The organism is Patescibacteria group bacterium, assembly GCA_028716045.1.
GTDB lineage: Bacteria > Patescibacteriota > Patescibacteriia > JAQUQO01 > JAQUQO01 > JAQUQO01.
On record JAQUQO010000001.1, the window covers coordinates 174,439 to 193,394 of the forward strand.

An 18,956-nucleotide genomic window follows, 5' to 3' on the forward strand; every position below is an offset into this window, starting at 1 on the left:
TCATCGGGCGCCGATATTTTAGATGTCCTTGACATCTTTGACGGATTATTTTAGAATAAAAACTACACAATAAAAATAAGAAATTTTTATGAAATCATACTTGTTGGCAGCTGAAGTTAGAAATGCCGGTAAATCTTACAAGATTCGCGAAAAGGGTAAAATCCCGGTGGTTATTTATGGCAAAGGGATTGAGTCGCGGAATTTAACGGTTGATTATCCTCTTTTTAATAAAATTTACAAAGAAGCCGGAGAAAGTTCGCTGATTGATTTAAAAATTGGCGATGCCGAACCGATTAAGACCCTGATTCAGGATGTGCAATTTGACCCGGTAAAAAATACGATTCTTCATGCCGATTTCCGGCAGATTAATATGAAGGAGAAAATTACCGCTTCCATTCCTCTTAAATTTGTCGGCGTGGCTCCGGCGATTAAAGATTTTCAGGGTGTTTTTGTGACCAACCTGCATGAATTGGAAGTGGAATGTTTGCCGGGAGATTTGATACACGAGATTGAGGTTGATATTTCTCCTTTAAAAACTTTTGACGAGATTATTCGCGTTAAGGATTTAGTCGTTCCCAGTTCACTTACTATTAAAAATGGTTTAGAGGATGTGGTGGCCTTAGTCGCTCCTCCGAGAGAAGAAGAAAAAGAAGTGGCTCCGGTTGAAGAAATGAAAGAGCCGGAACTGGTGGGTAAGGAGAAGAAAGAAGGCGAGGCAGGGGAAGCGGTTGAAGCGCCTTCCAAAGAAACAGGCAAAGAAGCGCCAGCCGCCAAGAAATAAAAATTTTTCTATGCTGGAGGGAGATAAGGTGAAAAAAATAAAACGTCTTAAAAAAGTTTTTATCTATATTAAAGAACGGCCGTGGGTATTTTTAATACCGGTTTTAGCGGTGGCCGTTCTTTTGTTGTCTTATTTTATTTATCGTTTTTGGCTGACCCAACCGGCGCCGGAACCGGCGGGGCCAACGGAAGAAATCGTTGAGCCGCAGAAGAATTTAACGCCGCGGCGTCTTGACGGCACGCTCGTGGAGGCGGGTAAGGAGAATGTTTACCCGGTGGGGGTGATGATAGAAAATCATTGGGAAGCTCGTCCGCCGTCCGGACTCGCCAAAGCCAATCTGGTTTATGAAGTGATGACCGAAGGGGGGATTACCAGATTTCTCGCGGTCTTCGCCAGCGGCGATGAGGTGGAGAAAATCGGTCCGGTGCGCTCAGCGCGTCCGTATTATCTTGACTGGGTAAGCGAGTTTGACGCTTTGTATATGCATTGCGGCGGCAGTGACGAATCTTTGATTGATATCAAAAAATACGACATTAATGATTTGAACGAATTTTATTACGGCAAATATTATTGGCGCTCCGGCCGTCCACGTCCGCACAATATCTATACTTCCTCGGATTTTATCCGTAGGGCCTTGGAGGCGAGAGAATTAGATAAAGAAATTCCGGCCTACGATTCCTGGATTTATAAAGATGAGGGCGGGGAAGAATGGCATTCGCGGGCGGATAAGATAACCGTGGATTATGGCAAGCCGGAATTTTTAGTGGAGTGGAGCTATAACCCAGAAACTAATGATTACGCGAGGTTTGTGGCTGAAGAAAAACACGCGGATGAAGACAATTCGGAGATTAAAGCGAAAAACGTGGTTGTCCAATATGTCAAAATGTGGACAATTGACGATTATGGCCGCAAAAAGATTGAGACGACAGGGGAGGGCAGGGCAATTATTTTTAGAGACGGAGTGGTTATTGACGGCACTTGGAAAAAAGAGAAGCGCACCAGCCGCACTAAGTTTTACGATTCTACCGGCGACCCCGCGACTTCGTCCCTCAACGAGCGCGGGACTTCGCTCGGGGCAGGGGAAATACAGTTTAACCGCGGCACTACTTGGGTGGAGGTGGTGTCTAAAGTGCACGAGGTGAAGTGGGAGTAGCGGAGCTAATTTTTAATTTTAAAAAAGCCGGCATTGTGATGTCGGCTTTAATTTGTTTTTTAATTTAGTCAGTCGTCAGCCACCCTTTAACTGTTGGCAGCAATTTTTTAATACTAAGGGATATGGCGAAGGCAACTATTTCACTGGCAACAATAAGCATAATGTAAGGGGCGATTATACCACGGACTGCATATATACCTACAAATCCGCCTACGAGCATACCCGCTATTAGTCCTGCGATTGAGGAGTTTAGGGTGATTTCGGTCGCGAATGAACCTGCAAATCCGCACCCGACCGCACCCGCGGATAGACCCACTAACGCACTCAAAAACATAGCATCTTTTTTATCCATCAGGCAGCCCTTATCCGCGAACCAACCTACTCCCGCGGCTAAGGCGGCAGATATAAGTATAGCAGCGTAGAAAACAAAAAGTCTTCTACCCCCCTTGGCCTTTAGCTGGTTTACTAAACTGACTATTAAAATACACAGGGCAGGTATTATAAACATAAAAAAGGTGAGTACCCACTCCGCCTTTCTTTCCGTTCGGGTATCCCAAATTTCAACCCAGTGTTCTTGGCTATAGCCTACTGTCCGATTTGAGAAAACAGCCATCTCTTGCATAGGGAAAGAAAAACGATAGATGTTTTCCCTCCTTACATCTTTAATGACAAATTCTTTTTGTTCACCCGTTACGAGTTTGTAGGCCATTTCGGCGGAAATGCCTTCAGGCACGTCGGGAATGCGTTGCTCAACTGTGGACACAATAAGAGTCCTTTCTTCCAGATAAACTTTTTTCTCCGTTTCAGCTTTCGCCAGCGGATTCGCAAAAGCAATAAAAAAAATCGTCGCAACTAAAATTTTTTTCATGGTTCTAATTCTCCCTGTGGTTTTTTATGGTTTTTAAAACAATTCCTTTATGTTATTTCAAAAAACAAACTTCTCCATAGCTTATCGTATTATCACTATTTTGTCAAGAGATATTATTTTTTTTGACAATACTTCAAAACCATCACCCGCTCGCGGCCGCAGAGGTCTTTTTTTATTTGGACACGGTAATTTTTAGGGACAAGTTTTTTCAATCTCGCCGCTTGTTTCCAGCCGATTTCCAAGATAATAATTTGGGGCTGGCATTTGAGCAATTTTAATTGCGCGAAGAATTCACGGAATTTATCCAAGCCGTCCGGGCCGCCGTCAAGCGCTCCGCGCGGTTCGTATTTTAATCCAGGAAAGGCCATTTCTTTTTTGTTGAGATAGGGGAGATTGGCAACGATAATAAAATTAGAATTAGGAATTAGGAATTTCCCTCGACCTGAGCTCGGGACGAAGGTTGAATTATGAATTAGTTCTAGTAAATCTCCTTGGAGAAAAGTAATTTGTTTTTCTAAGCCGTGGCGACCAGCGTTTTGGCGGGCAATTTTCAGAGTGCTGGCGGAAATGTCCGTGGCGTAATAATTTTTAAGGTCAGTATTTTTGGCAATAGACACAATAATGGCGCCGGAGCCGGTGCCGATGTCAGCAATGGATTTTAATTTATATTTTTTAATATAGTTGATTGCTTCTTCAACTAAAGTTTCGGTTTCGGGGCGGGGGATGAGGACGTCTTTATTAACTTTAAAGTTTAATTTATAGAATTCTTGTTCCCCGACAAGATAAGCGATGGGTTCGTGTTTTTTCGCTCGCGCTGCCAGTTTTTTAAGTTTTTTTGCTTGCGAGACGGAAAGTTTTATTTCCGGATGCGCGTAAAGAAAAACGCGGTCTTTTTTCAGAATGAATTGTAAAAGGACTTCCGTATCTAAAACGGGGGAGTAGGAGAATTTTTTCAGTTCAGTCGCGTATTTCTTAAGCGCTTGTTTGATAGTCATGACCTAAGTATAACATGGAAGCATGGGAACATAAAAACATAAAAACAAAAACATTCCAACTAAAGGATAGTCCACTTTGCTTGCCGGTGGGGCGTAAAAAGTATTTTAAATTGTCATTGCGAACCCCGCTTTAGCGGGGTGAAGCAATCTCTAATACATATAGATTATTTACTCCCTCGACGGCTTGATTGAGTTCATTAAAACCAAATTTTGGACTCTTACAATAGTATAAACATAAAATAAAAAAGAGCGAATTTTGCGGGGAGGGGAGGTTCAGTTCCCGCCCTTTAAAATTCGCTCGCCCTCCTTTAACCCTTAAAATAAGGGCAAAAGAATGGGGACAAGTTGTATTTATAGATTATCAAGATATTGAAAATTTGTCAATTTTAAACTTCCTGTGCTTTTAGCGCCTCAATTATCTGGTCCAATCCGCCGTCTAGAATAGTTTGGATATTGTGCCAGCTTTGTTTGAGGCGGTGGTCGGTAATTCTGTCTTGCGGGAAGTTGTAAGTGCGGATTTTGTCTCCGCGTTCGCCGCTACCGCCCTCTTTCCTTTGAGCGGCCAGTTCTTTCTGTCTTTTTTCTTCAGCCATAGCCAAAAGGCGCGAGCGCAAGATTTGCATGGCCCGTTCTCTGTTTTGCGATTGCGAACGCTCGTCTTGGCAGGAAGCGACGGTATTAGTCGGCAGGTGAGTGATGCGTACTGCCGAGTAAGTGGTATTAACGCTTTGGCCGCCGTGGCCGCCGGCGCAGAAAGTGTCTACACGCAAATCTTTCGGTTCAATTTTAAAATCAATTTCCTCGGCTTCGGGCAGGACGGCGACGGTGGCGGCGGAAGTGTGAATGCGGCCGCTTTTTTCGGTTTCCGGAACGCGCTGGACGCGATGTCCGCCCATTTCGTATTTCAGGTTGCCGTAAACGTCTTTGCCGCTGATGCTGAAAATAACTTCTTTAAATCCACCGATGCCGATGTTATTAGAAGAGAGTAGTTTGGTTTTCCAGCCCCTCTTTTCGGCATAGCGGGAGTACATGCGGAAAAGGTCGGCGGCGAAAAGCGCGGATTCGTCTCCGCCGGTGCCGGCGCGGATTTCCATAATGACATTCTTTTTATCCAAAGGATTTTTGGGTTTAAACGCCGTTTTTATTTCCGCTTCTATTTTTTCTTCATCTTTATTTAAAATTTCCAATTCTTCTTCGGCCAGCTTTTTCATTTCCGGTTCCTCGGATTCTTTGATTGTTTCCTCGGCGTCTTTAATTCCTTTTTTTATTTTATCCAATTTTTTTTTGAGCTCCGCGAATTCTCGGTATTCGTCAAACTCTTGCGAGGCGGCTTTTAATTTTTTTGGGTCATTAATAACCAAGGGGTCGGTAAGGTCCTTTTCTAGTTGGCGGAATTTAACTACCGCTTCGTCTAATTTTTTTAGTATTTTTTCGTCCATAAATAAAATATTTTTTTAGGGGGTTGGTCTTAAATCCCTCCCCCCTCCGGGGTACTCCCTTTGAGAAAGGGAGATAGAATGTCCTCCTCCTTTGTAAAAGGAGGTGCCCTGTCCTGAGCTTGTCGAAGGGGCGGGGTGGAGGATTTTAGCCCTCTTCTGTTTCCCGCATTATTTTTCCAATCACACCCTCCATATTGTAAAAAATATCCAAGTTAGTAAATCGCAGAATTTTTAAGCCGGACTGTTTTAGATATTTTTCTCTCTCGGCATCTTTGATGATATTATCTTTGTCAAAATGTTGTCCCCCGTCAATTTCTATAATCAGTTTCTTTGTCGGGCAGTAAAAATCCACGATGTATTTTCCAAGGGGCTTTTGTCTGTAAAATTGTAAACCGTTTATTTGTTTATTTTTGATTTTACTCCACAAAATTATTTCCGTTTTAGTCATGTTGCCTCGCAGGGCCTTAGATGCGTTTTTAAGTTTAGGGCTATAATAGCGCATGGGGTTGGTCTTAAATCCTCCCCTGCCTACCGGACTTCGGTGAGCTCAGTCGAACCGCAGACAGGCTTTTGAGAAAGGGAGAGGGGATTTAGTTTATTTTATCATACAAAAACCGTCCCGACTACGCGGAACGGTTTGGTGTATTTTAAAATCAGCTACTTTTCGTTTTTAGCGGCTCTTTTGGCGGAACGGGCGGCGTGTTTGGCCTTTTTGCCTTTTCTGGTTTTGGAGGCGATTTCTTTCTTACCAGCTTTTTCTTTGAATTTTTCCACGCGCCTGGCAGTGTCAACAAGTTTCTGTTTGCCGGTGTAAAAAGGATGGCACGCCGAACAAAGCTCAACGTTAATTTCTTTTTGCGTGGAGCCGGTAATAAAAGAATGGCCGCAGGCGCAAGTCACCTTGGCGTCATTGAAATATTCAGGATGAATTCCTTTTTTCATATTGGCATTTAAAATTTTATAGTATTCCCAGTGTATCACAGCCCGATTTTTTTGGCAAGACCCGTCGGTCGCGACCGACGGGTCAGGGGCTTGACCTTTAATTAAATACATGTTAAGGTTAAAAGCGATGAGGATTTTACTTGTAGTACATTTCAAAATTTTAAAATGAAAGAGGTGACACTAATGCCAAACAAAAATAAGGAAGAAGTTAACATTAATATCGAATGTTGGGTAGACAGAGGGTTGATGTCAGATCAAGTCGATCAATTAAAGAAAAAATTGGTAGATGCAGCAGTAAGGGCTATTGGGCTCACCCCCAAACTTGATCCAGGTGGAGACGTTAAAATCACTGTTCACTATGAAATTTATAGTGGCAGAGAGAAGCGGGAAAGAGTTTCGGGAGCAACATTTTTGGGGCTACAAGAAAAGCCAATATAACTAACCATATTTAAGCCGAAAGACAATTATGTCAAGTAGGCTTTTTTTGTCAAGACAAGCCAGTCGCGACCGACGGGTCTTGACAAGCCGAGGGTTGACAGAATACTCATGATTTGTTATATTATTATGATGTAAATTAATAACAAGCAGGAGGATAAAGTAATGGCCGAAACAGAGACCTTTAGAGTTATAAGTGCGTCTTCTTCTTATGGAGTCGTTGTGGTTGTTAGCCCCGAAGATGCTAAACCCGGAGATAAAGAAGCCAAATTTTTTCTTCGCAACCTTAATGTGGGTATTAAAGATTTTGAACCAGTAACCGAAGATGTAGCCCTTGGCTATTTTAGCGGAATCGCGGATGGTCTGGGCCGTGGAAAGAAACCGGCAAATCACTTCAATTCACTCAAAGAAGTAGCGGAGTGGGCTGATAAAGCCAACGAGCAAGCAATGAAGGAATTGATTCGGCGAGTAAAGGAAAGTTAAAAGCAGCGGGCAAAAGAGGAGATGGCAAAGAAGTAAATTTCTCAAAAAATCCGTGGTTCAAAGAGCTACGGATTTTTTTTATTAATCTAAGTTGGATATTATTCAGACCCTTGACTTATTTTATATGATGTGCTATAGTATTATACTATAAATTAAGTATAACCAATCAACTATTTAAGGAGAGCAGACAATGGAGGACAATAAGAAGCCCTTTGTAACCGACAAGATTGCAGCTGGCTACATGATTCAGCGGGGCGGTAAAAATCATGATGGCGAATGGCTGACGCCTGAAGGCGAGTGGAGCGAAAGTGTTTTCGATGCGGCTACCTGGCCGACCAAGAAGGCAGCAAGGAAAGCCTTGAAAACTTTGTTCGGATGAATCTCGTAAAAGATTTGCTTCTACGGAAGCTATGACGACCCACCAACGCGGGGTCGTCTTTTTCTTTTCAAAAAATAACAATATTACGACTTGTTATTTTTTGGGCGTATTTATTTTTGAGCCCGCAGAAGGCTAAGCTTTAATTCTTTTTTGTAATCAGAAGAACACTTTTTTAAAACAGAATCCAAGATATTTTCAAATACATTATCTAAACCGTATAGTCTAATTAATTTTTTCTTTAACTTATCTAAATTTTGCTTGATATGATTATTTTTGTCAAACAAAATATCGCAGCAAATCAAATTTGAAAAGAAGGGTCTCGCTACCAATACATTATTGATGTAATTTTTGTATGTCCGTATGAAGATTTTTTTGTATTCTTTAACATTTATAGCCTCGTCAACAAGTAAGCCGTTGATTGTTTTTATTTTCAAAGGTTTAATATCTCCATGGTGGCTAGAACCTTTCCAAAGTTTAGCATTCAGATTACAAAATTTTTCAAAATAATCCCAAGTACAAAAACCCATGTTAATTTTTACATTATTTATCTTCTGATCGCACCAAAAAAGAACGCCCTTTTTTAAAAGTTCTAATTTAGCGTCAACAAAATATTTTGAATTGTTAAAGAAACTTTCTTTTTTAATCAGACCGACGTTTTTCTTTTTAATAATAAAAATTACATCAATATCAGATTTTGCCGTGACAGAAAAGAATTTTCCGTGAACCATTGAGCCGGTAAGTAAAATGCCCTCAAAAATATGTTTATCAAAGTAGAAAAATAATTTTTTAATAATCCCTAATCTTTTTCCGGTTTCGTTCATAATGATAGCTTACTAAAATTTAGCCATTTCTTTTGATAAGAGTTGCTCAAAGCTTTTCATCTCGTTAGAAAATTTGTGCAAATTCCCATAGTTATCCGAAATGATTCTTGAATAATTAAGCAACTTTTTTGATAGTTCGTCTGAAATGAGTTGTTCTTTCACGGTTTCCCAAATTTCATCATTGCACCAATCTTGTTTGCCCATATTTATCCATTTAACATGATATTTTTGTATAAATTTTCCGTCTTTCAAAACTAATGCGTCCCATTCAGAAGATATCGGCCGGTCAGCAGGGAATGGTTTTTTATCAATTAACACTTGTTTGACTACGCGATGGGCTTTGGTTGTATAGTCAAAAGAAATAGCCTCCTTTTCATTCACGGAAACTGATATAAAAAACATCGTGCTGGGCGTGGGGTTGTAATCTACTTCAATATCCATAATTTTTGGTTAAAATTTTTTATTTTTGGCGTCAGTATTGACATTTTTGGAATAATGTGCTACACTGTGATGGTATCCAGTAAGTATACTAGTATAAAAAGGAGGATTAAAAAATGAAGCAAAGAATGTTCGTTTTTATCTTAGGCGTATTTTTATGTGGGGTGTCTGGTTATATGCCGGAACAATTTTCTGGGTTTTTGTGCTTTCTCGGTTTCACGGCCGTTTTGACGGCTGTATTACCAAGGAGGGTAAACAGGGCCCATGAAGACTGGCGTGCCAACTACCGACCGGGGTAAAACCCTTGTCTGAAAGTGCGTAAACTACGAAGCTGGGTCGATTCTTGACCCAGCTTTTTTATTTTAGTACATCTAACATCTCTAATAATTCTTGCTTGATTTTGTCTGGCGGAGTTGTGCTTTTGTCGGGATATTGCCGTTTTAAAGCGTAAAGTTTTTGTTTTAAAGTTTCCAATTTTTCCATAACGGCATTATATTTTTCAGAACCGAGTTCATCTTCGGCCTTTTTGCCAGACAGATATGTTTCTATGACAAAAACACGACTGCCAAAACACGCCAGCCAAGAATTTGCCGTTTCTTGAAATTCCTTTTCAATTTTTTCTGGAGACCCGGAAATCATATCTTTGGCTTCGTCAACTCGACTTTTGGGATGTTCCTTTTCAAATTTTTCCATATTTTTTAATTTTTATTATTCCACATAACGTTTGCGTGTATCTGATGCCCCGCTAAGCGGGGTATGGGTGGAGGCTCTGCAAGAGCCGTAACCAGATATACGCCGTTATATGATGTATGTTTTTCTTTTTCGGCCCGTTAGGGTTTGTTTTTGTATAACAAACGAATTCGATTTTTCAATTTTAGCGAAGGGGCAGAGGGGATAGGGGTGAATGCCCCATAGCTAAATTTGTTGATTAGTTTATTTCGCCTTCATCCACAAAGCATTAAAAAATTTTATCAATATAGCTGAATCTTTGCTATTTAATTTTGCTACTAATGCTGGACTGTTGGATGCGGCATCTTTGATAGAAGGACCGAGAATATAACCTATATCATCAATAATTATACAGCGATCATGTAAGTCGCTATACTTTTTATCGTTAAATTTTTTATATTCTTTTTTAAAACGGACAACGCGGCTGTCGAAGGATCCTCTTTTTTGGCCATAAATTAGTTTAATTTCTAGATTTTTTGGTATACTATCTAATACATTATCAAAGATTGTTTCATCAACCCACGAATCCGCCACCATGACCCTTAGCTTTGTATTAGCGAATATGCTACGCAAGAATTTATCAAAAGTATGCGTACTTTTTTTGTCAAAAATATAAAGCTGGCTAGAGGTTGATAATATACTATTTTGTTCAAAAATAGTTATATCGGTGAGGTGTTGGATACCAGATTCATTTACGAGACATATTCCAGGTCTGACTGGGTCTACCCAGCCCTGCTGTTGGGCGCGGTTGTAAAAAACCGGATTGTAAGATTTTTTTGTTAGCACTTTCGGCCAGTGACTGCGAATATCTGAAATAGTGATTTCATGTGATACCCGGCCTTTTGCACAGTGCGCAGCAATTATCAAAAACATCTGCTGCCCGCTCAAATCTTTAAGCGGGAATGTTTTTAAGAATGCTTTTAGGTTTTTAGAGAAGTTCATAGGTCGTGTTTAGAAAATTTCATCCCAGCGTGCAGTGAGGTGATAAGAACCATTTTTTGTGGCATCAAGCCAGCCATTCTCTTTTGCCCTGGTGCCATATATACCAGTTGTCAGTTTCCCCCCCAACAGTCTACTGTGTTTGTTCCAGCAGGTTTTTACATCTTCGCTCGTCACATCCAACTTCTTTTTACTTTTTGAAAGATATGCCACAACCAGTACAAATCTTTTAGGGCCAGTTAATCCTTTTCCGTATTCTTTAAAAAATGCCCTCGAATTTTGGTTGAAATTTATTTTTGATTTTTGAGTATTGGCTAAAGCTGGTTTGTGTGGTTGGCGTGTCGTGGTATTATTTTTATAATTTAATTTTTCTAAATTAGAACGACATTCTTCGGCGAGTGTAATAATTTGTGTAAGCTTGTTACATATGTTTTGTATTTTCATACAGGTTGCGAAGTTAAATATGATATTTATAAATAGTGTCATCTTTTTCACGTTTAATTTTTTCCCTTCTGAGCAAATAGAGTAAATTTACTCTGATGTCTTCGGGTTTTTCTTTATAACCAAACTTATCCTTAAGCTCTTTTTGGATTTCTTCGGCAGCTTTTGAATGTTTGCTAATCACCTTCAATATTTTTTCGGCAAGACTGACTTTTTGTTGTTTCTTTTTCATAATATATAATATTTAAAATTATCTACCATAAACCCACTTCCCGTCGTTTTTTTTGCGACCCAAAAGTTTTTTTTGTACAAGCCCTATCACTACACCTGATAATGTAGTAGTGGGATAAATATAGCCCATTTGTTCAAGTTTAGATGCGATTTCTCCAAGAGTTTTAGGTTTAGAAAAAAAGTTTTCTTCTCGTAGCTCAACAATAAGATCTGAAGCCGCGCGTCTTTTATTTTCATCCCGTTTCTTTACGATAGACTTGGTTGCCTTTGTTCTTATTTCTCGTACTACAGATGAACGTTCAAAGTCGGATAGTATGGCGGCCAACTCTTCTTTTGTTCCTTCTATTGTTATAGATGATCCCGTCTTAGATTTAATGATTGCTTTTGGCATAGATTTTAAGTTTTAGTTACTTATTATTAATAATCTTATTGTATATTATTGCTAAAATTTTGTCAAGTGTCCGCAATATATTTAGCAATAATAGTAGTATTTAAAAAATGTCTGCCAATATTTTATTGGTAGACATTTTTATCCCCCTATTAAATTGAAAAATCGAATTCGTTTGTTATATAAAAATGTCGCCGTCTGGCGAAAAGGAAAAGTATATTTCATATAACTACCTATATCCCAACTTGTTGTTTTTTGCGCTAAGATATGATAAAATTTTTAGTAAATTGAGGTTATACCCCCAAGGGGTATAACCTCCCGTATTTTATTTACAGTAATACTTTCACGAACATATTTATTTTATCCCATTCACCTCAAAAATTCAACCCATTGCCAAGATTTTTGCCCTATGTTATAATCGGTATTACTTATTAAATCTCTCACATTTTAGGATTATTTGGCGGCCTTGTCTCATCCCGAGCATTCGGGATTGGGATTTGCCAAATAAGATGACTAAAATGGAGGCCTAAAAGGAAAAAATTTATGACCAAGATTCCATCTCTTTTAGAGATGCTCAAAGCGGGCGTGCATTTCGGACACCAAGCGTCGCGCTGGCATCCTAAAATGGGCCAATACATTTTTGGCCAAAGAAACGGTGTCAATATTATTGATTTGGAGAAGACCCAGGTTAAACTTGAGGAAGCTCTGAATTTTCTCAAAGAAACTGCCCAAAAAGGCGGTGTCATTTTATTTTTAGGCACCAAAAAGCAGGCGCAGGCCCTGGTGAAAAAAGCCGCCGAGGATTGCGGTATGCCTTATGTGACCGAGCGCTGGCTGGGTGGAACAATTACCAATTTCAGCGTTATTTCCCGTTTGCTCAAAAAATTGAAAAAGGTGGAAGCCGAGCGCGTTTCCGGCGAGTTGGGAAAATACACCAAGAAAGAGCAGTTGGTTATTAATCGCGAAGCGGAAAAAATGGATAAGGTTGTTGGTGGTATTAAAAATTTAGAAAAAATTCCCACGGCTTTATTTATAGTTGACGTCAGAAAGGAAGAAACCGCCATCAGGGAAGCCAGAGCTAAAAATATCCCGATAGTCGCGGTTTGCGACACTAATGTCAATCCGGAAATGGCTGATTATCCGATTCCGGCCAATGATGATGCCAGCAAGTCAATTGAACTTATTTTAAATTTAGCGTCGGCGGCGGTCAAAGAAGGCAAAGGAGCTGTTGTCAAAGAAGAAAAGAAGGAAGAAAAAGTCAAAAAAGAAAAAAAGTAACAGGGGTTCTCCCCTGACAAGGGGAGTTAGAGGGGTTTAAAACCGTAGAAAAAGCGTAACCCCCCCTTCCCCCCTTATCAGGGGGCTGAATAGTTATCAATTACTAATAGTTATATTTATATGTCCGTTGACCAAAATATTGTCAAACTTCGCGAATTAACCGGCGCGGGAATTTTGGATTGTAAAAAGGCGCTGGAAGAATCCGGCGGGGACGTGGATAAGGCACAGGAAATTTTAAGAAAGAAAGGAATCGCCAAAGCCGCCAAAAGAGCCGAGAGAGAAGCCAAAGAAGGCATTGTCAAAGTCGGAACTAATGGCGATAAGACCACGGGGTATATGGTGGAATTTAATTCCGAAACCGATTTTGTCGCCCGCAACGAAAAATTTTTGGGATTTACCGAAGAAGTTTTTAATCTTTTTAAAAATAAAGAGCCGCAAGATTTAGATTCTTTATTTAACTTGCCGCTGGCTGACGGCAATACGGTAAAGGATTCTCTCGGCAGTTTGAGCGGTGTTATCGGCGAAAAATTGGACATCAAAAGATGCGCTCTTGTCTCCGGCGGCACAGTCGCCGCTTATTCCCATCTGGGCGGGAGAATCGGCGTGCTCGTGGCGCTGGATAAATCCGGAGAGGATGAGCTGGCTTATGACGTGGCTATGCATATTGCCGCTTCCAATCCTAAATATCTAAGCCCGGAGAATGTTCCAGCCGAGGAAGTTGCCAAAGAAAAAGAAATTTATCGCGAGCAATTGAAAAATGAAGGCAAGCCGGAGAATATCATTGATAAAATTTTGGCGGGGAAGATGGAAAAATATTACGGAGAAATTTGTCTGCTCAATCAAGTATTTATCAAAAATGAAGATTTGACTGTCGGCCAGCTGCTTGACGGCCGGGGAGTCAAAATTAAGGATTTTTTCCGTTTTAGTTTAAATTAAAAAAGCATAAAGGTTTAAAATCCTCCGCCCCGCCCCTTCGACAAGCTTAGGACAGGGCACCTCCTTTTACAAAGGAGGAGGACATTCTTATCTCCCTTTCTCAAAAGCCTGCCTGCCGGCAGGCAGGGGAGGTAAAGAGGGATTTAAGACCAATTTCTCACTCCTAAATTAAAATTTATTTTTATGCGCGTGCTCAAGGTACAATTCACCCATTGGCATAAAGTTTATTATTTTACGACCGACGATGAAACTCTCAATGTCGGCGATTATGTTATTGTGGAAACGGAACTGGGAATGGAACTGGGGAAAGTAGATGGTTTCACTACCATGGAAAGAGTAAAGGAGCTCTTGAAAGAGCCGTCGGAAGAAGAGAAACAGGCCGGTTCGCCGGAGGAAATCAAGCCGATTGTCCGCCGCGCCACTTCCGGAGATTTGGACAAAGCGCGGGAGAACGAGTCGCGTCATGACGAAGCCATGGAGGTTTGTCGTCAGCTCATCAAAAAACACAGTTTGCCGATGAAACTCGTGGACGTTCATTTTTCTTATGACGGCGGGCGGATAACTTTCGCTTTTATCGCCGACGGGCGCATTGATTTCAGAAATTTAGTCAAAGATTTAACTCGCCGTTTTCAGAAATCCATCCGGATGCACCAAATCGGCGTGCGCGATGAAGCCAAAATATCCGGCGATGTCGGCCCTTGCGGCCGGACGCTTTGCTGTAAAAAAATTCTTAGAGAAAATTACGGCGGCGTTAATACGGAAATGGCTTATGAACAACAGGTGGCGCATCGCGGGCTGGAAAGATTATCCGGGCAATGTGGGCGACTGAAATGCTGTTTGCGCTACGAATTGCCGATTTACGAGGAATTAAAAAAGAAATTGCCGGCTATTGATAGCACCGTCAAGACATCCAAAGGCAAGGGCAAGGTGATTGGCCATGAGATTTTAAAGCAAGCGGTAAAAGTTCAGTTGGACGAGGATACGATTATAACAGTGCCGGCGAACGAGATAAAAAAATAGATTTATTGATATAGCGGTATAGTAAATACAATTTGACTTGACTGGCAATTTGAGTTATATTGAAGACATATGGATTGTTTCTTGATAATAAATGATTTTTTAATTTGGGAAAATTTTTAAAGATAGAGAAGGAGGGAGTAGTAATGGATGAGTTAGAATTCAAAAAAATACTTGAATCCATGCAAAAGGAGCAACGCGAGAGGTTTGAAAAAATTGAATCCGCACTGACGGCGCGAAACAAAAGGTTTGAGAGGATTGAAGCCGTTTTAGATGCCCAAAACGTCAAACTTAGGGAAGTTGAATTACGTTTAAGTGAGCATGATTTCGTTTTTGAGCTTGGAGGAGGCGCGGCAAACTTAAAAATTCCCGTCCGGAAAAAGATGATACTCCACCGCACTATTGATGACACAGAAATTGTTCAAGATTACGATGCTTAATTTTTAACCATTTGTTCTTTCAAAACCGCTTATAAATATGGGCGGTTTTTTATTTTAACGCAGTTTAAAATTGAACCAATCATTATTTTTTCCCTCCTTAGACAAGGAGGGGAAGGGGGTGGTTGGATTTTAAAATAACAAACTCCCTCTTCGCTCCCCCTTAGCTAAGGGGGAGAATTTTTATTATTATCCAATTTTCTCTCTTCTTTATTGGTGTTTGGAGTTTGGTTATTTTCTCTAAAATTTGCTATAATAAATATAAGTTAAAAACTAATCACAATATCTTATGTCTAAAAAAATACGCGTGGCTATCAATGGCTTTGGCCGTATTGGCCGCACTACTTTTAAAGCCGGATTTGGCAAAGAGGGGATTGAGTGGGTAGCGGTTAATGATTTGACCGATGCTAAAACCTTGGCTTATCTTTTAAAGTATGATTCAGTTTATCATGAGTATCACCGTAAGGTTAGAGCTACCAAAAACGAGATTATTGTTGATGGCCAGAGAATCAAAGTTTTTGCCGAACGCGACCCCAAGAATTTGCCGTGGAAAGAATTGAACATTGATGTGGTTTTGGAATGCACCGGCATTTTTACTAATGAAGAAGGAGCCAGCCAACATCTCACCGCCGGCGCCAAGAGAGTGATTATTTCCGCTCCGGCCAAAGGCGGCCATGTGCCGACTTATGTTTTGGGAGTGAACAGCCATAAATACAAGAAAAGCGAAAAGGTGATAAACAATGCTTCTTGCACCACCAATTGTATTGCTCCGGTGGCGGCGATTATCCAAAGCCATTTTGGAATTAAAAAAGCGTTGATGACCACCATTCACGCCTATACCGCCGACCAAAATTTAGTGGACGGGCCGCACAAGGATTTGCGCCGCGCCCGCTCGGCCGCCATCAATATTATTCCCACCACTACCGGCGCTGCCATTTCTACCGGCGAAATTATTCCGGCTATCAGGGGCAAATTTGACGGCCTCGCTATCCGCGTGCCAGTGGCCGTGGGTTCGCTGTCTGATTTCACTTTTTTGACAAAAAAGAAGACGACCGTGGAGAGAGTAAATAACATTTTTAGAAAGATGGCCAAGCACCCGTTTTACAAAAATATACTCGCGGTCACCGACAGGCCGATTGTTTCATCTGATATTATCGGCAATGAATATTCGGCTGTTGTTGATTTATCTTTAACAAAAGTGGTTGATGGCGATTTGGTAAAAGTCATCGCTTGGTATGATAATGAATTAGGTTATTCGCACCGCTTGGCGGAATTGGCAAGGGAAGTCGGCAGAAAAATTTAATAACATTTAAATATGCGTTCCATAAAAAACCTTCAGGATTTATCCGGTCAGCGAGTTTTATTGCGGGTGGATTTTAACGCGCCGCTGGCCAAAGATAATAAGGGTAAAATTATTGTTGCCGATGACAGTAAAATAAAAGCGTCTTTGCCGACCATTGAGTTTTTATTAAAACAAGGCGCGAAAATTATTTTACTATCTCATCTCGGCCGTCCCGAAGGAAAGTTTGCGAAGGGGTTAAGAATGGCGCCGGCAGTAGAGAGTTTGAAGCGGCTTTTGCCAAAAGATAAGAAGAAAATCGGTTATATGGAGAGCTGGAATTTTTCCGCCGTCAGAAAAGTCGTTGATTTGATGGGTAAGGGCGAAATTTTGTTTTTAGAAAATTTACGTTTTCATCCGGGGGAGGATAAAAATGGCGTCCAATTCGCGCGCTCTTTATCGGGTTTAGGCAGATTGTATATAGATGACGCTTTTGGCGTTTCCCACCGCGCCGAGGCGTCCACGGTGGCTATTACCAAGTATCTGCCGAGCTACGCCGGATTTTTAATGGAGAAAGAAGTGGAGGCGTTGAACCGCGTAGTGAAAAATCCTCGTCGTCCCCTGCTGGTAATGATGGGCGGCGCGAAGGTTTCCACGAAAATCGGCATGATAAAATTTTTATTATCCAAAGCCGATTATATTTTACTCGGTGGGGGCTTAGCCAACACTTTTTTAAAAGCCAAGGGATATGAAGTCGGGAAATCTTTAGTAGAACCAGAGGGCGTCAGATTGGCTAAAAAGTTTTTGGCCAATAGAAAAATAGTTTTGCCGGTTGATGTGGTAGTGGCTAAAAATAAGAACGGCAAGCCAATTGTCCGCCAGATAAAAGCCGTTAAGGAAAACGAAATGATTTTAGATATCGGTCCGGAGACCATTAAGCTTTTTGCTAAGTTAATTCGTAAAGCCAACACGCTTGTCTGGAATGGTCCCATGGGGTTTTACGAGAATAAAACATACAGCCACGGCAGTATCGCCTTGGGCCGGTTGGTGGCCGCGCGTTCATCGGGTCGGGCTTTTGGCGTAGTCGGCGGGGGAGAGACATTGGACGTTTTAGCCGCGACCAAGATGGCTAAATACATTGACCACGTTTCCACCGGCGGGGGAGCGATGCTGGAATTCTTGGAAGGAAAAAAATTACCAGGGATTAAAGCGTTGGGTTTTTAATTTTATCCCCCTGATAAGAGGGACTATGGGGGTTTGAGAATTGATTAACCCCCCCCAACCCCCCTTGTCAGGGGGGGGTATAGTAAACAATTTTTGTTTCATAATTCTTAATTCATAATTCAAAACTTATGTTAGACAAAATTTGTCCAAAGTGTAAATGGTTTGGCGCAGTCGGTACCATTTTAATTGTGTTAGTTTTTTTAGGAGTAATTGGCTGGTTGGGGGTGACCATTGTTTCCAAAATTAAATCTTATTCCTACATCGGCCGTCCCGAAGCTATGCGTGATACCATTACCATTTCCGGCGAAGGCAAAGTCACCGCCATTCCCGATATCGCCATGGTACGCATTGGTTTGACCACGGAGAAGAAACAAGTGGCCGATGCTCAAAAAGAAAATACCGAGAAAGTCAATACTATTATCAAAGCGTTTAAGGATTTAAAAATAGAGGCCAAAGATATGGAGACCTCTAGTTATAATATCTATCCCAAATATGATTATACCGAAAGCGGTACCAAACTTTTGGGGTATGAGGTTAGCCAGCAATTGACGATTAAAATACGCGATTTAGATAATGTCGGAGCAATTCTCGCTAAGGCCGGGGAACTCGGCGCTAACCAAATAGGCGGGCTGGAATTTACTATTGATGAGCCAGAGTCTTTGCGTCAGGAAGCGAGAGAAAAGGCCCTGGAAAACGCCAAAGAAAAAGCTGAAGCGCTGGCAGATATATCGGGAGTTAAGTTGGGGAAAATCGTTTCTTTTTCGGAGAGCAGTGGTGGTGTCGAGCCGCCTTATTATCGTTATGACAGTATGAAGGCCATCAGCGCTGAATCCGCCGGAGGCATGCCGTCTCCGGATATTCAAAGCGGCAGTTTGGAAATCAGCGTCTACGCCACGGTGGTTTACGAGATAAAATAGCTGATAGCTAACAGACTACCGACTACAGCTTATGAGTTTTAGATTTGAAAATTTAGAAATTTGGCAATTAAGTCGTTCTTTTGCGGGAGAAATTTACAGAAAAACCAAGAATTTCCCCAAAGAAGAAATTTTTGGGTTAGTTTCTCAATTAAGACGTGCCGCCATTTCTATTGTTTTAAATATCGCAGAGGGGAGTGATAGAAAGTCGGATATGGAATTTATTAGATTTTTAAGAATATCCGTTGCTTCTTTAGATGAGGTTATTGCCGCTTTGTATATTGCTTTAGATCAAGAGTTTATGATGAAAGATGACTTTGATGCGCTTTATGCAGAAGCAAATATGTTGGCGGCTAAGATAAATGCTTTGGTAAATTCAATTAAGAAATAATTATATTGGTTAGCGGTT

25 protein-coding genes are annotated in these 18,956 nt (G+C 41.0%); 13 read left to right on the forward strand and 12 right to left on the reverse strand.

All coding sequences use genetic code 11. The annotated features are described in order from the left end of the window. The first annotated feature begins 88 nt into the window (after positions 1 to 88). Together PHG22_00830 and PHG22_00835 are read left to right on the forward strand one after the other, a co-directional pair. A complete protein-coding gene (locus PHG22_00830) occupies positions 89 to 781 on the forward strand; it encodes a 50S ribosomal protein L25 (protein ID MDD5490322.1) in 693 nt (230 codons plus the stop codon). Continuing rightward, positions 729 to 1,934 (forward strand): DUF3048 domain-containing protein, encoded by a 1,206-nt coding sequence (locus PHG22_00835; GenBank protein MDD5490323.1) that lies wholly within the window; start codon positions 729 to 731, stop codon positions 1,932 to 1,934. The genes PHG22_00830 and PHG22_00835 overlap by 53 nt, the downstream gene beginning before the upstream one ends. A 64-nt stretch (positions 1,935 to 1,998) precedes the next feature. Here the strand turns inward: PHG22_00835 and PHG22_00840 are convergent, their stop codons facing one another. The 5 genes from PHG22_00840 to rpmE form a co-directional block, all read right to left on the reverse strand. Continuing rightward, complete coding sequence (locus PHG22_00840) at positions 1,999 to 2,802, reverse strand: hypothetical protein (GenBank protein ID MDD5490324.1); 804 nt, start codon at positions 2,800 to 2,802, stop codon at positions 1,999 to 2,001. A gap of 113 nt (positions 2,803 to 2,915) precedes the next feature. After that, on the reverse strand, positions 2,916 to 3,797 hold the full coding sequence (prmC, locus tag PHG22_00845) for a peptide chain release factor N(5)-glutamine methyltransferase (GenBank protein MDD5490325.1): 882 nt from the start codon (positions 3,795 to 3,797) through the stop codon (positions 2,916 to 2,918). Between the two features lie 386 nt (positions 3,798 to 4,183). Further along, positions 4,184 to 5,236, reverse strand: coding sequence for a peptide chain release factor 1 (gene prfA / locus PHG22_00850; protein MDD5490326.1), 1,053 nt, complete (start codon positions 5,234 to 5,236; stop codon positions 4,184 to 4,186). Positions 5,237 to 5,381: 145 nt separating this feature from the next. Next, entirely contained in the window at positions 5,382 to 5,738 is a 357-nt protein-coding gene (locus tag PHG22_00855; GenBank protein ID MDD5490327.1) for an endonuclease domain-containing protein, read from the reverse strand. Positions 5,739 to 5,893: 155 nt separating this feature from the next. Then, a complete protein-coding gene (rpmE, locus tag PHG22_00860; GenBank protein ID MDD5490328.1) occupies positions 5,894 to 6,178 on the reverse strand; it encodes a 50S ribosomal protein L31 in 285 nt (94 codons plus the stop codon). A gap of 183 nt (positions 6,179 to 6,361) precedes the next feature. Here rpmE and PHG22_00865 point away from each other — a divergent pair, with 183 nt between their 5' ends. The 3 genes from PHG22_00865 to PHG22_00875 all read left to right on the forward strand — a co-directional run bounded on the left by PHG22_00865 (position 6,362) and on the right by PHG22_00875 (position 7,475). Beyond that, the gene (locus tag PHG22_00865; GenBank protein MDD5490329.1) at positions 6,362 to 6,616 is read left to right on the forward strand and encodes a hypothetical protein; all 255 of its coding nucleotides are present in this window, start codon (positions 6,362 to 6,364) and stop codon (positions 6,614 to 6,616) included. A 162-nt stretch (positions 6,617 to 6,778) separates the two neighbouring features. Beyond that, positions 6,779 to 7,096 (forward strand): hypothetical protein, encoded by a 318-nt coding sequence (locus PHG22_00870; protein MDD5490330.1) that lies wholly within the window; start codon positions 6,779 to 6,781, stop codon positions 7,094 to 7,096. A gap of 190 nt (positions 7,097 to 7,286) precedes the next feature. Beyond that, entirely contained in the window at positions 7,287 to 7,475 is a 189-nt protein-coding gene (locus PHG22_00875; GenBank protein MDD5490331.1) for a hypothetical protein, read from the forward strand. A 110-nt stretch (positions 7,476 to 7,585) separates the two neighbouring features. Here PHG22_00875 and PHG22_00880 read toward each other — a convergent pair whose 3' ends face one another. The 7 genes from PHG22_00880 to PHG22_00910 all read right to left on the reverse strand — a co-directional run bounded on the left by PHG22_00880 (position 7,586) and on the right by PHG22_00910 (position 11,465). After that, positions 7,586 to 8,296, reverse strand: coding sequence for a hypothetical protein (locus tag PHG22_00880; GenBank protein MDD5490332.1), 711 nt, complete (start codon positions 8,294 to 8,296; stop codon positions 7,586 to 7,588). A 12-nt stretch (positions 8,297 to 8,308) separates the two neighbouring features. After that, complete coding sequence (locus tag PHG22_00885) at positions 8,309 to 8,737, reverse strand: hypothetical protein (GenBank protein MDD5490333.1); 429 nt, start codon at positions 8,735 to 8,737, stop codon at positions 8,309 to 8,311. A gap of 354 nt (positions 8,738 to 9,091) precedes the next feature. After that, positions 9,092 to 9,427: a hypothetical protein gene (locus PHG22_00890; protein MDD5490334.1), complete on the reverse strand. Its 336-nt coding sequence runs from the start codon at positions 9,425 to 9,427 to the stop codon at positions 9,092 to 9,094. A gap of 240 nt (positions 9,428 to 9,667) precedes the next feature. Then, the gene (locus tag PHG22_00895) at positions 9,668 to 10,405 is read right to left on the reverse strand and encodes a hypothetical protein (GenBank protein MDD5490335.1); all 738 of its coding nucleotides are present in this window, start codon (positions 10,403 to 10,405) and stop codon (positions 9,668 to 9,670) included. 9 nt (positions 10,406 to 10,414) lie between these two features. Then, positions 10,415 to 10,846 (reverse strand): hypothetical protein, encoded by a 432-nt coding sequence (locus PHG22_00900; protein ID MDD5490336.1) that lies wholly within the window; start codon positions 10,844 to 10,846, stop codon positions 10,415 to 10,417. Positions 10,847 to 10,859: 13 nt separating this feature from the next. Then, complete coding sequence (locus PHG22_00905) at positions 10,860 to 11,075, reverse strand: hypothetical protein (protein ID MDD5490337.1); 216 nt, start codon at positions 11,073 to 11,075, stop codon at positions 10,860 to 10,862. An 18-nt stretch (positions 11,076 to 11,093) separates the two neighbouring features. After that, complete coding sequence (locus tag PHG22_00910) at positions 11,094 to 11,465, reverse strand: hypothetical protein (protein ID MDD5490338.1); 372 nt, start codon at positions 11,463 to 11,465, stop codon at positions 11,094 to 11,096. A 540-nt stretch (positions 11,466 to 12,005) separates the two neighbouring features. Here PHG22_00910 and rpsB point away from each other — a divergent pair. The 8 genes from rpsB to PHG22_00950 all read left to right on the forward strand — a co-directional run bounded on the left by rpsB (position 12,006) and on the right by PHG22_00950 (position 18,938). Beyond that, positions 12,006 to 12,740, forward strand: coding sequence for a 30S ribosomal protein S2 (rpsB, locus tag PHG22_00915; GenBank protein ID MDD5490339.1), 735 nt, complete (start codon positions 12,006 to 12,008; stop codon positions 12,738 to 12,740). A gap of 120 nt (positions 12,741 to 12,860) precedes the next feature. Then, on the forward strand, positions 12,861 to 13,676 hold the full coding sequence (tsf, locus tag PHG22_00920; protein MDD5490340.1) for a translation elongation factor Ts: 816 nt from the start codon (positions 12,861 to 12,863) through the stop codon (positions 13,674 to 13,676). 183 nt (positions 13,677 to 13,859) lie between these two features. Then, entirely contained in the window at positions 13,860 to 14,696 is an 837-nt protein-coding gene (gene ricT / locus PHG22_00925; protein MDD5490341.1) for a regulatory iron-sulfur-containing complex subunit RicT, read from the forward strand. Between the two features lie 143 nt (positions 14,697 to 14,839). Further along, on the forward strand, positions 14,840 to 15,133 hold the full coding sequence (locus tag PHG22_00930) for a hypothetical protein (protein ID MDD5490342.1): 294 nt from the start codon (positions 14,840 to 14,842) through the stop codon (positions 15,131 to 15,133). Between the two features lie 286 nt (positions 15,134 to 15,419). Continuing rightward, positions 15,420 to 16,433, forward strand: a complete 1,014-nt coding sequence (gene gap, locus PHG22_00935; protein MDD5490343.1) for a type I glyceraldehyde-3-phosphate dehydrogenase — start codon at positions 15,420 to 15,422, stop codon at positions 16,431 to 16,433. 12 nt (positions 16,434 to 16,445) lie between these two features. Further along, positions 16,446 to 17,633 (forward strand): phosphoglycerate kinase, encoded by a 1,188-nt coding sequence (locus tag PHG22_00940; protein MDD5490344.1) that lies wholly within the window; start codon positions 16,446 to 16,448, stop codon positions 17,631 to 17,633. Between the two features lie 128 nt (positions 17,634 to 17,761). Next, entirely contained in the window at positions 17,762 to 18,550 is a 789-nt protein-coding gene (locus PHG22_00945; GenBank protein MDD5490345.1) for an SIMPL domain-containing protein, read from the forward strand. Between the two features lie 31 nt (positions 18,551 to 18,581). Further along, positions 18,582 to 18,938, forward strand: a complete 357-nt coding sequence (locus PHG22_00950) for a four helix bundle protein (protein ID MDD5490346.1) — start codon at positions 18,582 to 18,584, stop codon at positions 18,936 to 18,938. The last annotated feature ends 18 nt before the right edge of the window (positions 18,939 to 18,956 follow it).